This is a genomic window from Arthrobacter sp. TmtSoilC79 (genome assembly GCF_059739405.1).
The window spans coordinates 2590122-2605746 of record NZ_AP046051.1 but is presented as its reverse complement, the minus strand read 5'-3'; the positions used below and the strand labels follow the sequence as shown (position 1 = coordinate 2605746).

At 61.0% G+C, this 15625-nt stretch carries 15 protein-coding genes; 10 read left to right on the top strand and 5 right to left on the bottom strand.

What is annotated here, in order from left to right; genetic code table 11:
- The first annotated feature begins 6 nt into the window (after positions 1 to 6).
- Complete coding sequence (locus AC6JA3_RS12010) at positions 7 to 1014, top strand: SMP-30/gluconolactonase/LRE family protein (RefSeq protein ID WP_347783471.1); 1008 nt, start codon at positions 7 to 9, stop codon at positions 1012 to 1014.
- Positions 1015 to 1076: 62 nt separating this feature from the next.
- Here AC6JA3_RS12010 and AC6JA3_RS12005 read toward each other — a convergent pair whose 3' ends face one another.
- From AC6JA3_RS12005 to AC6JA3_RS11985, 5 genes are all read right to left on the bottom strand, one after another.
- Entirely contained in the window at positions 1077 to 1898 is an 822-nt protein-coding gene (locus AC6JA3_RS12005; RefSeq protein WP_347783470.1) for an HTD2 family dehydratase, read from the bottom strand.
- Positions 1858 to 3306, bottom strand: a complete 1449-nt coding sequence (locus AC6JA3_RS12000; protein ID WP_347783469.1) for an MmgE/PrpD family protein — start codon at positions 3304 to 3306, stop codon at positions 1858 to 1860. Before AC6JA3_RS12000 ends, AC6JA3_RS12005 begins: the two co-directional genes overlap by 41 nt.
- The gene (locus AC6JA3_RS11995; RefSeq protein ID WP_026546636.1) at positions 3296 to 4498 is read right to left on the bottom strand and encodes a cytochrome P450; all 1203 of its coding nucleotides are present in this window, start codon (positions 4496 to 4498) and stop codon (positions 3296 to 3298) included. The genes AC6JA3_RS12000 and AC6JA3_RS11995 overlap by 11 nt, the downstream gene beginning before the upstream one ends.
- A complete protein-coding gene (locus tag AC6JA3_RS11990) occupies positions 4495 to 4686 on the bottom strand; it encodes a ferredoxin (RefSeq protein ID WP_035760629.1) in 192 nt (63 codons plus the stop codon). Before AC6JA3_RS11990 ends, AC6JA3_RS11995 begins: the two co-directional genes overlap by 4 nt.
- Before the next feature lie 188 nt (positions 4687 to 4874).
- A complete protein-coding gene (locus tag AC6JA3_RS11985) occupies positions 4875 to 5774 on the bottom strand; it encodes a LysR family transcriptional regulator (RefSeq protein ID WP_347783468.1) in 900 nt (299 codons plus the stop codon).
- Positions 5775 to 5889: 115 nt separating this feature from the next.
- Here AC6JA3_RS11985 and AC6JA3_RS11980 point away from each other — a divergent pair, with 115 nt between their 5' ends.
- The 9 genes from AC6JA3_RS11980 to AC6JA3_RS11940 all read left to right on the top strand — a co-directional run bounded on the left by AC6JA3_RS11980 (position 5890) and on the right by AC6JA3_RS11940 (position 15552).
- Complete coding sequence (locus AC6JA3_RS11980) at positions 5890 to 7092, top strand: FAD-dependent oxidoreductase (protein ID WP_347783467.1); 1203 nt, start codon at positions 5890 to 5892, stop codon at positions 7090 to 7092.
- Positions 7093 to 7149: 57 nt separating this feature from the next.
- Positions 7150 to 8298: a CaiB/BaiF CoA transferase family protein gene (locus AC6JA3_RS11975; RefSeq protein ID WP_347783466.1), complete on the top strand. Its 1149-nt coding sequence runs from the start codon at positions 7150 to 7152 to the stop codon at positions 8296 to 8298.
- Positions 8295 to 9134, top strand: a complete 840-nt coding sequence (locus tag AC6JA3_RS11970) for an HpcH/HpaI aldolase/citrate lyase family protein (RefSeq protein ID WP_497920138.1) — start codon at positions 8295 to 8297, stop codon at positions 9132 to 9134. The genes AC6JA3_RS11975 and AC6JA3_RS11970 overlap by 4 nt, the downstream gene beginning before the upstream one ends.
- A gap of 8 nt (positions 9135 to 9142) precedes the next feature.
- Positions 9143 to 9928, top strand: a complete 786-nt coding sequence (locus AC6JA3_RS11965) for an SDR family oxidoreductase (RefSeq protein ID WP_035760630.1) — start codon at positions 9143 to 9145, stop codon at positions 9926 to 9928.
- On the top strand, positions 9925 to 10677 hold the full coding sequence (locus tag AC6JA3_RS11960; protein WP_202900153.1) for an alpha/beta fold hydrolase: 753 nt from the start codon (positions 9925 to 9927) through the stop codon (positions 10675 to 10677). Before AC6JA3_RS11965 ends, AC6JA3_RS11960 begins: the two co-directional genes overlap by 4 nt.
- Entirely contained in the window at positions 10674 to 11588 is a 915-nt protein-coding gene (locus AC6JA3_RS11955; protein WP_347783465.1) for a dioxygenase family protein, read from the top strand. The genes AC6JA3_RS11960 and AC6JA3_RS11955 overlap by 4 nt, the downstream gene beginning before the upstream one ends.
- Positions 11585 to 12661, top strand: coding sequence for a maleylacetate reductase (locus AC6JA3_RS11950; RefSeq protein ID WP_347783464.1), 1077 nt, complete (start codon positions 11585 to 11587; stop codon positions 12659 to 12661). Before AC6JA3_RS11955 ends, AC6JA3_RS11950 begins: the two co-directional genes overlap by 4 nt.
- A gap of 64 nt (positions 12662 to 12725) precedes the next feature.
- Positions 12726 to 14000: an NAD(P)/FAD-dependent oxidoreductase gene (locus AC6JA3_RS11945; protein WP_209320058.1), complete on the top strand. Its 1275-nt coding sequence runs from the start codon at positions 12726 to 12728 to the stop codon at positions 13998 to 14000.
- 226 nt (positions 14001 to 14226) lie between these two features.
- Positions 14227 to 15552: an MFS transporter gene (locus AC6JA3_RS11940; protein WP_043432139.1), complete on the top strand. Its 1326-nt coding sequence runs from the start codon at positions 14227 to 14229 to the stop codon at positions 15550 to 15552.
- The last annotated feature ends 73 nt before the right edge of the window (positions 15553 to 15625 follow it).

The window sequence follows — 15625 nt, the reverse complement described above, 5'->3', positions numbered from 1 at the left end:
ACACGGTTGAATTTCATTGCGGTTGCGGTTGCGGTTGTCCTTGTCTTGTCCGGTTGCACGGCCGGTACTTCCGGCGAACCCGGGGCTGGAGCAGAAAAGCCCAAGCCGTCGGATCAGATTGCCAAGGCTTTGGCAAACGTCACATCGGTCCACCCATCCACCGGAATGACGCTGTTGGAGGGGCCCGTGGTGGGTCCTGACGGTGACCTCTATTTTGTGGACGTGACGGCACCGCCAGGGGCGCCCAAGGTCATGGCACTGGATGTGGGCTCCTTGGAGAAGAGGACCATTTTCACGGACGGCACCAGTGCTGTCACATCGGCTCAATTCAGCCCCCGCGATGGGCGCCTCTACCTGACGGACTACCTGGGAACCATCATCAGCATGACTCCTGAGGGCAAGGACCAGAAGGTGTTCCATTCCGGTCCCGTCAACGGAGCGACGCTGCACGCGGACGACATCAGCTTCGACCGTGCGGGCAACCTTTATGTGACGGATGCTGCGGGAGCCCAGGAACCCTATTGGAAACCGCAGGGAAGGCTGATTCGCATTGATGGTACCACGGCGGAGCCAACGGTGCTGGCAGATCGTTTGGCCTCCCCGAACGGAGTCGCCTTTACACCTGGGTTTGACGGGTTGTGGATGAGCCTGAACACCGCAAACCAGATCGACTACATCCAGTTGACCGACGATGGCCGTGGAGTAAGCACAGCTCATCCGGCGATCCACGTCAGCGCGGGCATGGGCCAAATCGATTCCCTTGCTGTTGACGCTGATGGGAATCTCTACGTCGGCTTTCACAACCGGGCGGCAATTATTGTCTTCGACGCCACAGGACAACAAAAAGCCACCATCAGCATTCCGTCCAAAGAGGGCGAGATAATGTCAGCTACCAACATTGCTATCAAACCGGGGACGAAGGACGCCTACGTTACTGCCAGTGGCAAAGGGGGCGGCTGGATCCATACCTTCACGGCGCTTGCGGAGGGGATACCCCAATCCAACGGTGGCTGATGGGCAGATGGTGGCATGCGCATCGGGAACGGGGTGGTGATCCCCTCCGGAGGTTACCTCTTTCAGACCTCGGAAAGGGTGCTGATCGCGCAAATTGCATCGTCGGCGCTGCGGGCTTCCGCGCCCTTCTCCAAGCCGTCCGGGCCCGGCACAATCGAGAAGGTCTGCGGCTTGGTCATGGGGGAGGCAAGCCGGTAGCTGAAAGTTTTGCCCAACAAGCCGATTCCCTCACGGCGCATGTGCTCGCCCATCATCAGCGCCAGCAGCGGGCCGTGGATCACCAGCCCGTCGTACCCCTCGTTCAGGCACCAATCGAGGTCGTAGTGGATTCTGTGCGCGTTGTACGTGAGTGCGGAAAACCTGAACAGCAGGCGTTCATCGGCAGCTTGGCTCAGCACGGGACCCGCCGGCGGCGCAGGAGGGGATGGCGGGGCAGGGAGCGATCCCTTGCCAGGTGCGCGGTACACGATGTCCTGTTCCTCACGGATGACCAGCTGGTTGTTTTGGAAGATTTCATGACGGACCGTGGTGAACGTCAGGGGCCCGGTCCGGCCCGTCTTCTCAACGGAGCCTGCGATGGAGATGACTTTTGTAGCCGGCGTTCCAACGGTCAGATGACCGAAGGTTGAGACGCGCCCTCCGGCGAACATCCTGCGCCGTCCGGGACCGGGGGGCGCAGGAATGCCTACGGTGGGATGTCCGTCCGGACCGAGTTCACTGTGGCGGTTCCGCTCCAACAAATAGAGCCAATGCCAGAGTGGGGGGACGGACGTGCCTTGGGTGAAAGGGACTTCGATGTCCAGCGCGGCAGCCAGGGCTTCTACGGGCTCAGAAGCAATGACTTCAGTGCGAACGACCCGCTCGGTCAAGGTTGTTGGTGTCATGATGGGTCTCTCTCCAATTGGCTAGGGGTGTGGCGCCCAGGGCGCTGACCAGGTTGTCAAGGGTGGGCTCGGAATCCAGATTTTCCACGGCGTCGATGAGTTGGGCGGTGGCCTCGTTGCCGTAGGGGCGGAGGAGGGACCGTGCTTTTGCGACCACCTCGTCATGGGTCATGGGGTTCTTTTCAGACCCCTTGGCATCGGTCGGGTTTCCGGCAAGGAGCGTGATTCTTTCACCGGACGTCAGCTCGAACTCAAGGCGCGGTCCTTCTTCAAGTTCGATTGAGGGGTCCAACACCATGGAGATCTTGGCGAAGGTTTCCTGGATGCGGGGTTCCGATATTCGGGGTGGATCGAATTGGTCCAGCCCGACTGAACGGTTTTCCAGCGCCACGCTGATGGCGTACGGCAGGCTGAACTGAGCGTCGAACACGGTTTCTATGGGATCAACGGTGAGCATGTTGATCGCAGTTGTCCCCGCGGTGACAGTGACGCTGCTGACATCGGAGGGCTGCAGGTTCCGCTCCGAGATCAGCTGCATCACGGCATCGATTGTCGAATGGCTTCCCCTGCAGCAGGCATATGGCTTCAGATAGGAAGTGGAGACGTTGAAGGTCCGGCCCAGTCCGGCAGTAACCCGTTCCGGAAAACCCCGGCCGCCGGCGTACGTGGCGATGATTCCACCCCACGGTGCCTCAAAGACCTGATGCGGGCCGGTGATGCCCGCCCTCGCCAGGAAGGCCGCGTCAATGCCCGATTCGCCGGCTTTACCCGGATGCAGCCTTTTGGTCCACGCACCGTCCTCGATGAATGCCCAAATTCCCCCGGTAAAGGAACCCGCAATTCCCAAAGCATTGGCGAATGCAGCAGGTTCCAAGCCGAGTATCTTCGCGCACGCGGCAGCCGCCGCGAAGGTGCCAAAGGTTCCGGTGGAGTGCCAGCCGCGGTCGGTGTGGGCAGCGAATCCACCGACTCCCTGCAAAAGCCGGTAGCTGATGTCGTATCCCGCGCACGCGGCGACGATGAGGTCCCGGCCGTTGGATCCCAGAAGTTCTGCAGCAGCAATCGCTGCTGGAAGGGTTGCAGAGCCGGCGTGACCAGGGCCGCCGCCGTCGTCGAAATCCCGGGCATGGGCGGCGGTTCCATTGGCAAGCGCTGCGTGAGCGGGATTCAGCCGATCGCCGGTACCCCACACAAGGCAGGGGCCGCCGTTGGACATGCCGGACAGCGCATGCCGGACACGGCGGGACTCCTCTGATGGGATGCCTGCCATCGCCACGGCCAATGTGTCCAGGATGTGGTCCTTCATGGAGGACACCACGCCGGGCGGCAGGTCATCAAAGCTCATTCCGGACCAGTGCGCCGAGAGAATTTCCGTCAGCGACTGCGGGGAGGGGTTCTCAGATGTCATGGGTGTCCTCAGCCCGGGTGCCGGTCTCGACAGTGAGCTGCTTGATGGTCCATCGGCCGGCGGTTTGGGTGATTGTCGTGGCATCGTCAACCACCCGGGCGTTGGGATAATGGCGGGCCAGGTAACCAACTACCTCCTCGATTTCCACCTTGGCCATTCCCTGTCCCAGGCAATTGTGGGGGCCTGTGCTGAACGTCAACGGCTGGTTCCGCTCCCTGCCCAGAATGAACTCGCCGGGGTTCTCAAAACGTTCCGGGTCCCGGTTGGCCGACCACACTGCAACGTGTACGTCGGCCCCGGCGGGAATGGTGATGCCACCCACCTCCATCTCCTCTTCGGCGATCTTGCTGATGACACCCGTCCGGGGGTAGAGGCGAAGTGCTTCCATGACCGCAGCCGGAATCCATGACGGATCAGCTACGATCTCACGCCAAACGTCACGGTTGCCCAGCAGATTCCACACGACCAGACCGATTTGGTGTCCCGTATTCACGGAGCTTGCCTCGAGCATGGACGTCGCTTCATCAAAGAGTTCCTGGTCTGTGAGTTTGCCGTCGTCGGCCAGTGTCATCAGATGGGACAGCATGTCCTCGCCCAAACCCGCTTGGCGTTTGCGCTGCATCAGATCCTGAAGGTACTGGAACAGTTCGTCGTACGCGGCCAGGATGTCGGGCTTGAGGCTGGGGTCCCGGGCAAGGAGGGCCAACGTCCGTTCTGACAGCTCCTGGACTTTGGGTGCATCGCTTTGCGGAGCTCCGGCCAGGTGGCAATAGACCAAGGAGGGGATTCTGCGATCCACGCTGGAGTGGAAGTCCACCGGTTTTGTATCGTCCACATCGTTGAAGATGCCCGCGACGATCTCCGTGAGCACTTCCCGGGTGTTCTGGACTGTTGCCGGGCCCATGAAGCGGGCCAGGGGTGTTCGCAACCGGAGTTGCTGCGCACCGTCCTGCATGATGATGCTCCGCGCCCGGAATCCATGGACGGGGCCGTTGCGGATGCCAAATTCTTCCATCAGCCTCAATGCTGAGTTGGCGAACCGGGGATTGCGCAGCACCTCGGTGGCAAGTTGGTAGGAGAGGATGGCGTAACCGTCGGAACCGGCCGCGATTCCCCCTTGGGCCAGCGCACCGCCGGCGTGATCCGCAGCGTGCGGGGAGAAGAGCTCGAAGGTTGGCACTGTGGCGGTCATGACCGTGAGATCGCTCCCATCGGGCAGCAAAGAATCACTTCTTCAAGATCGTTTTCGCGATCATCCTGGACCTCTGATGCCAGCTGTACCAGGGTTCCGTCTTTTTCGATCTGGAACACGTCCGGCATTAAGGCTGCGCAGGTGCCATTGGCATCGCAGCGTTGCAGGTCCACGTTGACTTTGATCATGGGGATGCCCTTCCTCGTAAATCCTTGGGCCGTTGCGGCCCGGCTATCCGGGCAAGGGGTGCAGCGACCATTCAAATGGTTCATGGTCCAGATTGCTGCTGTTCGAGGTATTTCACAAATACCAATATTGCGGGGTACCCATCTACAGGATATATACCGTTTATTGCTGGTCGAGCTGCCCTGACTGCTCAGTCACCCTGAAACAGCTCGACAAATCGCTCCGCGATTGGCGTGACGATTCCTTCCTTGCGCCGCACGATGGCGATCGGGACGTTGGGCCATCCGCCCACCACAGGAACCCGGGCTACGTCGGGATGAAGGCGGGCCATTTCCAGGCTGGACAACGAAACCCCGACGCCGGCACCCACCAATTGCGCCGCGGTCATGACGGTGGGCACTTGGATTATTTCGGTGGGGGCGGCTCCGGATGGTGCAAATTTGTCGGCCCAGATGCGCCAGAGAATGCGCACGCCGGGTATCCGCGCCGGAAGGATCCACGTTGAATCCGTCAGTGAGCCCACGTCAAGGGGCTCGGATTCGTCCAGGCCCCAGGCTTTGGGTGCGATCAACGTCAGCGGCAGTTCGTCCACCACCTTGACATCAAAGTGCACCCCGTTGACGGCTTGCAGCGGCTCCTCGGCCACGATGGGCATGATGGCCAGATCGAGGGTGCCGTCAGCGAGCCGGTCCAGCTGCACTCTCGGGTTTGCGTCTGTCAGGTCAAGGGTCACATTGCGGTAGATCGAGAGGAACTGGGAGATTTTGGTACTGCCGATCCGCCAAAGGCACATCGGTTCGCACCCAAGGTGCAGTTCGCCCGCAAGCCCCTGACCCATGGACTTGAGAGTGTCCGAAATCCTGCGCTCTTCAGCCAGGAGCCGGCGGCCTGCGTGGTGCAGATACTCGCCAGCGGGCGTCAGCTCGATCCCCCGGGGTTTCCTGTCAAACAGGGTCACTCCCAGTTCCTTCTCGAGTTTGGCCATGGCCATGCTCAAAGGCGGCTGGGATATGCGCAAGGCATTGGATGCCTCAGTGATGGAGCCGTTCTCGGCCACGGCTATGAAGTACCTTACGTTTCGAAGATCCATCCATTCAGTATATGGAAACCCCTACAAATTGGTATTTGATGTATGCCGCCCGGTGGATCACGGTTAGTGAAGGAGGTGACGCCGACGTCACTCACAGGTTTACAACGGAGGCAACATGGAATACGAGCAACAGGTCATTGTGGCCGGGGCCGGTCCTACCGGTCTGCTCAACGCACTGGGCCTGGCCCAGCAGGGGCTGGACGTTACCGTCGTCGAACGCTCTTCCGAGCCGAACGACGCTCCCCGGGCGATTCTCTATCACTGGTCCACCCTGGATGGTTTGGAACGTCTGGGGTTGTACAACGATGCCGCCGAGGCGGGTTTCCTGAAACAGGACTATGCCCACCACGTCCGGGACACGGGCGAGACGATCCACTACGGTTTGAAGGCCCTGGAGGGGCGTGTAAAGCACCCGCATAACCTCCACCTTGGGCAAGGCGCGCTGGCCAGGATCATTCTCCGCCACCTTGAACAACTGCCCAATGCACGTGTCTTGTGGGGACATAAGATCACTGGGATTTCCCAGGACGAATCTGCGGTCAGAGTCGCAGCTGAACACGATGGAAATCCTGTCCAGCTGCGGGCGCCATGGCTGATCGGTGCTGACGGAGCCGGATCCGCGGTGCGCAACGCACTGAATCTTCCTTTTGAAGGCTTTACGTGGCCAGAGCGCTTTGTCGCGGCCAATATCCGGTTTCCCGATGACCGCAAAGGGTGGGCCCAAACGACGTTCTATGTGGACGACGTCTTGGGGGCAATCATCGTCAAGATCGACAATTCGGGCCCGCATGGGCTCTGGCGGTACACCTATATGGAGGACGCAGTGCTCCCGGAAGAGGGAGTCGTGGAGCGGTTGCCGCGGTTTTTGGAGCAGATTTTTGGCCCTGAGGTGGCTGCAGGCATCACGTTGGATGCCATTGCGCCTTACCGGATGCACCAGCGCAGTGCTCCAACCTACCGGGTTGGCCGCGTTCTCCTTGCCGGTGATGCTGCCCATGCAACCAACCCGACAGGCGGTTTCGGCCTGACCATGGGCCTGTTCGACTCTTATGTTCTGAACGAAGCACTGGGAGCAGTCATTGCAGGACGAGCAGGAGAATCCGTCCTGGATGCCTACTCGGAACTACGCCGCTCCGCTTTTATTGATAAGGCCAGTCCCCGCGCCACCGCGAACAAGCGGCTGATCTTCCACTCCTCTGACCCGGTTCAGAGGGACGGTGACTTGGAATTGTTCCGGCGGATGGGCAACGATCCCGACTTGGCAGCAGAGGTTCTGTTCTTCACCAAAACGCTTGAAACGCCGTCGCTTGTTCATTGACAGAAACGCATCTGCCTCCGTCTGCAAGCCGGCACCACTACTTTTAGGAGTTTTATCATGCTTCCTCTGAGCGGCGTTACTGTCGTCTCTCTTGAGCAGGCAGTGGCAGCACCGTTTGCCACCCGTCAGCTCGCCGACCTTGGCGCAAGGGTCATCAAGATTGAACGGCCCGGAGCGGGTGACTTTGCCCGTGGATATGACGAAACCGTCAAAGGCATGGCGAGTCACTTTGTGTGGTTGAACCGGTCCAAGGAGTCAGTGGCCCTGGATCTTAAGAGCACCGAGGGAAATCGTGCGGTACACGAGTTGGTCCGGAACGCTGACATCTTCATCCAGAATCTTGCCCCTGGCGCTGCGGAGCGCTTGGGACTGGGCGCGGAGGCCCTGCGGGCGGAGCGGCCCGGGCTGATACATGTCTCCATTTCAGGCTACGGCGCGGACGGCCCCTATTCATCCAAGAAAGCGTACGACCTGTTGGTGCAGTGCGAGGCGGGACTGGTGTCCATAACGGGCACCGACCAGACACCGTCCAAAGTAGGGATTTCCATTGCGGACATTGCCTCGGGAATGTACGCCTATTCAGGAATTCTTACTGCGCTGCTCCAGCGAGGGCAGACCGGCGAGGGGGCAACCATCGAATTGTCCATGCTTGAGGCGCTCGGTGAATGGATGGGCTATCCCATGAACTACGCGGTGTACGGGGATGCGCCGCCTCAGCGGACCGGCTCTTCCCATGCTGCAATCGCTCCTTACGGCCCCTTCACCTGCGGTGATTCCCGGCAGGTCTTCCTGGGGATTCAGAACGAACGGGAGTGGGCAACGTTCTGCGAACGTGTGCTGGGGCGCGCCGAGCTTGCACTGGACGAGCGCTTCGTGCGTAATTCCCTGCGGGTTTTGCACAGTTCCGACCTCACCTCGGCCATTGAGGAGGCCCTCACCGGATACACGGCTGAGGACGTGCTGGACCTGTTGGAACAAGCCGGCATCGCCAACGCGTTGTTGCGGGATATGCGCGGCTTCGCGGACCATCCCCAGCTGAAGGCACGCAACCGGTGGCGCAACTACGATTCACCGGTTGGACCCTTGAAGGCACTCATTCCTCCTGCCACCTTCGTGGGGCAGGAGCCTGTGATGGGCACCGTGCCGGAAGTCGGCGAACACACAGAGCGCGTACTGGCAGAGTTCGGAGTGCTGGAAACATCATGAGTCATTGGAAGAAACTTCAGGATGCCCGTTCCTTTCTCTTTGTCCCTGGTGACCGGCCTGAGCGTTTCCGGAAAGCCGAGCAATCAGGTGCTGATGTCGTAGTACTGGATCTCGAAGACGCGGTGAGCGGCGTGAACCAGGACGTGGCCTTGCAAGAGGTCGCTACGTGGTTGGGGGCCACTGGCCAGGCCGTGGTGCGGATCAGGGCAGGGCAGGACGTTACTCCGCTGAAGGGGCTCGCCGGTCTCCTGGGGGTCATGGTGCCCAAAGCGGAGCGCCCCGCGCAGATTACCAGTGTCCATGAAACGCTGGGTAGCCCCGTCATTGCACTGGTGGAGTCCGCTGCGGGAGTCCTGGCAGCAACGTCGCTGGCCGGTGCCCGCGGTGTGGCCCGCCTGGCCTTCGGAGAGCTTGACTTTGCGGCGGACGTTGAGGCTCACCCCAACCAGCGCGCCATGCTGATGGCACGGTCAACCCTGGTGCTGGCCTCCCGTGCAAGCGGCCTGCCAGGACCGCTGGACGGCGTCACAACAAAGTACGACGACGACGCCGGTCTGGCGCGGGACCTGCGCGCTGCCATGGAGCTGGGGATGACCGGAAAGCTCCTCATCCATCCCCGGCAGGTTGCCGTGGTCCACCACATTTTCCACCCCGGAGACGATGACGTCGCGTGGGCACGGCGCGTTGTGGGATCCATCAACAGCGGGGGAGGTGTGGCCACTGTTGACGGGTCCATGGTGGACGCTCCTGTGCTCCGCCGCGCACACGCCATACTGGACCGTTTCACGTCCGGCGCCCACGCGCTGGCTACCAAGGAAGAAGAGGGCTCAGCGTGAGTCACCCTATGAATGATCGCCCGGTTGCTGTCATCACTGGCGCAGGTGGCGGACTCGGAAATGACATCGCAGACCGTCTGGCGGATGACGGTTTCGATCTGGCCCTCCTTGATATGTCCGGGCCGTCGCTTCAGTATGCTGCCGCGCGATTGAAGGAGAGGGCCCCGGAGGCCAAAGTGCTGACGTTTTCCGGGGATCTGGCCGACGAGGCCATGGTTGAGGAGGTGTTCGCCCGTATTGAGGCGGAATTCGGCCGCATTGATGCACTTGTCAGTGCTGCCGGGGGAAGCGGCACGGCGGTGGTCCGTGAATTATCCGAGCTCAGCGGCGAGGTATGGCGCTCGGTCATTGATGGCAACCTCACCAGCACCTTCCTATGCGCCCGGCACGCAGTACCGGTCATGCTGAAACGCGGCTACGGGCGGATCGTGAATTTCTCGTCGCTGGTTGCGGACGGGCTTGCCGGCCCGTCGGGCACCGTGGGGGCCCGCCTGGCTTATGCGGCCTCGAAGGGCGGAATCGTCAGCCTCACAAAGCAGCTGGGCAAGGACCTTGGCGGCACCGGAATTACCGTCAATGCCATCGCCCCCGGGTTGATCCTTCCCACCAGCGGCAGGGTCAGGGATTCGTTCGAGGCGATGACGCCGGACGATAGGGCTGCCACCTCTGCCGCGATTCCCGTTGGCAGGCCTGGAACCGGCCACGAAATCGCCGCAGCTGTGGCCTACCTCGTATCGGACGCCGCCGCCTTTACCTCCGGAACCGTGTTGCACGTCGACGGGGCAGCGTCATGACCTCCGCAGCAATCACCAAGGAAGGACCTGCTATGAAGACTGTTCCCCTGATCATGTTGCCAGCTTTGGGCGCAGACTCCCGGCTATGGCAGCCGGTCATTGATGAACTCAAGGGGGAGTTCGACTGTACAGTGATCCGCGGCGAAGGGCGGACCATCCAGTCCATGGCTGATCACGTTCTGTCCTTGGCACCTGAGGAGTTTGTGCTGGTGGGGATTTCAATGGGAGGTTATGTCGCGCTGGAGGTAGCGCTCAGGAACACGGGGCGGGTCAAGGCCCTGGCTTTGTTCAACACCTCCGCAATTGCCGCACCCGAGGACCGCCGGGAGAACTCCCGGAACCTTGTGTCCCTCGTAGAATCCGGAGGGTTCCAGCAAGCCATCAGTCGCACGGCCCCGGCCGTATCCCGGGGAATTCCCGCGGTCCTGAACGTCGTGGAAACCATGACCAGGGATCTGGGCGAGCGGGTCTTCGTCGACCAGCAGCTTGCTGTGCTGGACCGCAACGACCGTCGGGATGATTTGGAGGGGCTCAACTGCCCGGCCCTGGTTGTTGGAGCGGCGGAAGACACCATCACGCCACCGGAACTGGGCGAAGACCTGGCCACCGGACTCCCGGATGCCCGCTTTGTCGTGATCGAAAAGAGCGGGCATTTTCTTCCCCTGGAGCAACCGAGGGCAACAGCAGCGGCGCTCAGGGCTTTTCTTCAAGATCACTCCCAGCAGATATCGAAAGGAAGTCAGCCATGACCACGGATCTCGGCCCGGAATCCCTGACTGAGGCTGTCATTGAAAGCTTCAAGAACACCTCGGATGAGCGGCTCAAGGCCATTCTGGAAAGTTTGACACGTAACCTCCATACCTTTGTCCGTGAGATAAGCCCCAGCATCCCGGAGTGGGAGGCGGCCATCGATTTCCTCACATCGACGGGTAAGAAGTGCAGCGACGTCCGGCAGGAGTTCATTTTGCTCTCCGACGTCTTGGGAGTCTCCATGTTGGTGGAGACCATCAATGACGCTGAGACCCCGGATGCGACCGATTCCACAGTTCTGGGGCCCTTTCACATGGTGGAGTCCCCGGCCCGGGAGCTTGGCGGGAACATTTCCCCGGAGAGCGACGGTGCGGTCTGCGTGGTCCGGGGCAAGGTCCTTTCGGTCGATGGCAGTCCTCTTCCCAATGCCCGGATTGACGTCTGGCAGGCCAATACCAAGGGCTTCTATGATGTTCAGCAGCCCGGCATTCAGAGCGTTGGCAATGGCAGGGGTCTCTTCATGACGGACGACGACGGCGCCTTCTATTTCCGAAGTGTTGTTCCCAGCTACTACCCGATTCCCACCGACGGTCCGGTGGGGGACCTTCTTGATGCCACCGGCAGGCATCCTTACCGGCCCGCGCACATCCACTTCATTGTCTCTGCGCCGGGTTTCAGGGAACTGACAACCCACATCTTCATCGGCGGTAGTGAATACATTGAATCCGATGCTGTGTTTGCGGTTAAGGAAAGCCTCATAACGGCCTTCACCACCAACGAAGACCCTGTGGCTGCCTCAACGTTCGGTGTGGGTTGCCCGTTCGTTGAGGGGGTCATTGACATTCGGCTGCACCCCGAAATCCAGACGTCCCAGCAGCGTATCCATGTCCCCGAAGAGGTGTCCCGATGAAGGATTTCAGTTACCAAGCACTGCCGATGCGGGTGGTTTTCGGCGCAGGGTCCATTAAGAAACTCTCCGAAGAAGTTGCAGCCCTGGGCCTCAAACGGGTGTTGGTCCTGTCCACCCCGTTCCAGGAGGAGCTGGCCAGGGACGTCTCCCGGCAACTGGGCGATGCGAGTGCGGGTGTCCATGCCGAGGCGGAGATGCATGTGCCCATAGAGTCAGCACACCGTGCCCGTGCGGCAGCGAAGGCCGCGGATGCTGATGGATACGTTGCAGTGGGAGGCGGGTCCACCACCGGATTGGGGAAAGCCATTGCCTTGGAGTTCGGCGCCCCCATCATCGCGGTGCCTACGACCTATGCCGGATCAGAAATGACCCCTATCTGGGGGCTCACCGCCGACGGTGAGAAGAAGACCGGCCGCGACCCCAAAGTGCTGCCAACAAGCGTTATCTATGATCCCGATCTGACGTTGACGTTGCCGGTGGGGATGTCGGTGACCAGCGGTTTCAACGCCATAGCGCATGCGGTGGAAGCCCTGTACGCACCCGATGCCTCGCCCATCATCTCGCAGATGGCGGAGGAGGGAACCCGCGCCATGATCAGTGCCCTGCCATTGATTGCGGGAAACCCGGGCCATCCCGAGGCCCGTTCGGATGCCCTTTACGGCGCTTGGCTGTGCGGAGCAACGTTGGGGGCCACCACAATGTCCCTCCACCACAAGCTGTGCCACATTTTAGGGGGCACCTTCAACCTGCCTCACGCTGAGACACACGCGGTAGTGCTCCCTTACGCACTGCACTACAACGCCCCATTTGCCCCGGAGGCAATTGCGGCCCTGCAGCGTGCCACTGGAGCCGGAGATCCGGCAGGCTACATCCGTCGGCTGAGCGTGGAACTGGGCGCCCCGGCTTCGCTGCGCAGCCTCGGGTTGGGCGACAGCGACGTCGAGACGGTTGTTGCCATGGCAACCCGCAACCAATACGCCAACCCGAGGCCATTGACGGAAGAGGGAATCCGCGGACTCGTGACGGCGGCCTTGAACGGGGACGACCTCACCTCAGTGCCATCTATTTTATAGATATGTAGCCTCAGATTTTGGTATTTGTGAAATATCAACGCCAGTCCCACAGTAGAGGAAAGCGGTGATTCAGCTCACTTTGGAAAAGACGGGAAGTACGGGCATGCTCCACAAAACTACGGACATAGCGATCATTGGGGGCTCGACGGCGGCACTCCGCGCGGCAGAGGCCGCAAGCCGCCGGGCACCTGGCCTCAAGGTCACGGTGATCAGTTCAGAAGAGCACCTGCCGTATGAGCTGCCGCCGCTGTCCAAGATCCCACTAAGCGATGAGGTCGATATCGAGTCGCTGATCTACCCCTCGGCGCGGGCCCTCCAAGAGCAAGGCGTGGATTTTCAACTCGGACAAAGCGCAACTGCCCTTGACCCCCACCGCAGGGTGGTCAGCACGCACCACGGCGACCTCACGTACCGCGCAGCCGTGATTGCCACGGGCTGTGAACCAATAATGCCTCCCGTTTTCCGCGGCGAAAGGGACGTTTTCGTGTTGCGGCGCTTCGAAGACTCGGTGGCCCTGCGCCGTAGCCTCACGGATGCCGGTCGCTCCGTGGCCATCGTCGGCGCCGGCTTCATTGGCGGGGAATTCGCATCCACGCTTACCAGTGCCGGGCGTGCGGTGTCTCTGATTGACCTCGCCGAGCATCCGTTAATCCGCTTCGGCGAAGCCATTTCCACTGTTTACGAGGATTTGCACCACATCAATGGGGTGGACACCTTTTTTGGAGTGGGTGCAACCGGCACTGTGGAACGGGATGGCCGGCGATTCCTGATACTCAGTGACGGTCGTGAAGTCGCCGCAGACGTGATCGTAGTGGGGGTCGGGGTCCGGCCGGCCGTTTCGTGGTTGGCCTCTTCGGGTATCGAACTCGAGAACGGAATCCTCACAGACCGCTACCTCCAAAGTTGCCAGGGCGTGTTCGCGGCGGGTGACGCCGTGAGGTGGCCCAACGGCCGCTTCGACGCCACCATGAGGATCGAGCACTGGACGACGGCGGCCGAACAAGGCCGCGCTGCGGGGCTCAATGCCGTCAGCTTCGTGGAGAAGGCGCCCCTCACTCCGTTCGTCAGTGTTCCCTTCTTCTGGTCCGACCAACACGGTCAACGGGTGCAGTGGGCCGGCTATCAGACGGCGGGACAACCAGTCCTTTCCAGTCGGAGTGATGACGGATCGATGTTCTTTTTCCGCGAAGGTGACTTCGTCAGTGGAGTCCTGGCCTTCGAGCGGCGCCAGGAATTCGTTCAACTCCGTGCCAAACTTCGCAGACCCGTGGCCTGGGGCGAACTCCCGGACCTTGTTGCCGGGCTGGAGCCAGTCATCGCAACGGTCCCAGTACCATGACCACCAGCCGCCGTCGATACGTTTCATGCCCCTGCGGCTCCCTTCTTGAGGGGGGCAACGACGATGAGCTTGTCCTTGAGGTGCAACGCCATCTGAGTGAGAGCCACCCGGGCCTGCAGTACGGGCGGGAACAGATCTTGTTGCTGGCCTACTGACTTGCGGCCGCTATCGGGACCTTCGTGGGGTTACCACAGCAATTAACGAGCATCAAAACAAAGGAGTTTCAGTGTCAGTTAAAACATCCGGCCGAATGAAGACGGTGCTCTTCTCAAGCTTCATGGGTACAGCGATCGAGTTCTACGACTTCCTGCTCTATGGGTTGGCGGCAAGTCTGGTGTTCGCCCCTCTTTACTTCGCCAACATGTCGCCGGCGCTGGGTATCGTGGCGTCTTTCGCCACACTGGCGGTGGGATACCTCGCAAGGCCCCTTGGCGGATTGATCTTTGGGCACTTTGGGGATCGCCTTGGACGGAAGCGAATGCTCGTCCTGACCATGCTGATGATGGGAGGCGCGAGCTTCTGCATCGGGCTTCTGCCAACACAGGCGATGATCGGACAGTGGGCGCCCTTACTGTTGATTCTGCTTCGTATCATTCAAGGCATCGCCGTGGGCGGGGAATGGGGTGGTGCGGCGCTGATGGCCATGGAGCACTCAACCCCTGAGCGGCGCGGCTTCTCCGCCAGCTTCGCCAACATGGGCGGCCCGGCCGGCGCGGCCCTCGCCACGGTGGCATTTACCCTGAGCAGTTTGTTGCCGGAGGAATCCTTTATGAGCTGGGGATGGCGCCTGCCCTTCCTCTTCAGCGCTGTCCTGGTGGGCGTGGGACTCTTCGTGCGACTCAAAGTGGCAGAATCGCCCGTCTTCCTGGAATCACAGCGGCAGGCGGCATCGTCACAACTACGCCGCGTACATCCACTCCTGCAGGTCCTCCGGAAATACCCCCGCGCGGTGGTGGTCGCTTGCCTCGGAACGATCATGGCTTTCGCGGTCCAGTCACTGCTGGCTACCTTTGCCATGCCGTATGCCGTTGCAGCAGGACATAGCCGCTCGGATGTTCTCTGGATCAGCCTGGCCACACAGGTGATCCACGTGTTCACCATCCCCATGTTCGCTGCTTTGTCCGACAGGATAGGGCGACGCAAGGTGATGATCACCGGCGTCGTAGGCATGATCGTCCTGATTCACCCGCTGTGGCTGATGATTGGCGCCGATAACCTGGCGTTGCTCTTCTTGGCTTTCCTGATTGGGAACCCGTTGCTCCAGGCCATGGTTTACGGACCCACCGCTGCCTTCATCTCCGAGATGTTCGGTGCGGAGTCACGCTACACGGGCGCATCCTTGGCTTACCAGGTGTCGGCGACTTTGGGCGGCGGGCTGGTTCCTCTTGCAGCCACTGCGCTTCTGGCAGCGCGTGGCGGCAACGATCCCATCTATGTCTCCGCCCTGATCGTGGCCATCGGCATCATCAGCCTCATTGCGCTTTTGGTACCTCAACGCCCTGCCAAGGAAGTGGCGGCGGAGGATGCTGGAGCCGCGGTTTCAGTATTTTGATTCCTGCACCACGATAAAGCGGAGTGCCCAGGTTGATGCCGGGGCACTCCGCTTCCTGCCGTCGCGGTACTCA

Bases quoted from the DNA above. Each gene is read 5' to 3' on its own strand.
- AC6JA3_RS11955 (WP_347783465.1), top strand. From the start codon at position 10,674: ATGACCACGGATCTCGGCCCGGAATCCCTGACTGAGGCTGTCATTGAA.
- AC6JA3_RS11970 (WP_497920138.1), top strand. From the start codon at position 8,295: ATGAGTCATTGGAAGAAACTTCAGGATGCCCGTTCCTTTCTCTTTGTC.
- AC6JA3_RS11980 (WP_347783467.1), top strand. From the start codon at position 5,890: ATGGAATACGAGCAACAGGTCATTGTGGCCGGGGCCGGTCCTACCGGT.
- AC6JA3_RS11950 (WP_347783464.1), top strand. From the start codon at position 11,585: ATGAAGGATTTCAGTTACCAAGCACTGCCGATGCGGGTGGTTTTCGGC.
- AC6JA3_RS11960 (WP_202900153.1), top strand. From the start codon at position 9,925: ATGACCTCCGCAGCAATCACCAAGGAAGGACCTGCTATGAAGACTGTT.
- AC6JA3_RS11990 (WP_035760629.1), bottom strand. From the start codon at position 4,686: ATGATCAAAGTCAACGTGGACCTGCAACGCTGCGATGCCAATGGCACC.
- AC6JA3_RS11965 (WP_035760630.1), top strand. From the start codon at position 9,143: ATGAATGATCGCCCGGTTGCTGTCATCACTGGCGCAGGTGGCGGACTC.
- AC6JA3_RS12005 (WP_347783470.1), bottom strand. From the start codon at position 1,898: ATGACACCAACAACCTTGACCGAGCGGGTCGTTCGCACTGAAGTCATT.
- AC6JA3_RS12000 (WP_347783469.1), bottom strand. From the start codon at position 3,306: ATGACATCTGAGAACCCCTCCCCGCAGTCGCTGACGGAAATTCTCTCG.
- AC6JA3_RS11995 (WP_026546636.1), bottom strand. From the start codon at position 4,498: ATGACCGCCACAGTGCCAACCTTCGAGCTCTTCTCCCCGCACGCTGCG.
- AC6JA3_RS11985 (WP_347783468.1), bottom strand. From the start codon at position 5,774: ATGGATCTTCGAAACGTAAGGTACTTCATAGCCGTGGCCGAGAACGGC.
- AC6JA3_RS11975 (WP_347783466.1), top strand. From the start codon at position 7,150: ATGCTTCCTCTGAGCGGCGTTACTGTCGTCTCTCTTGAGCAGGCAGTG.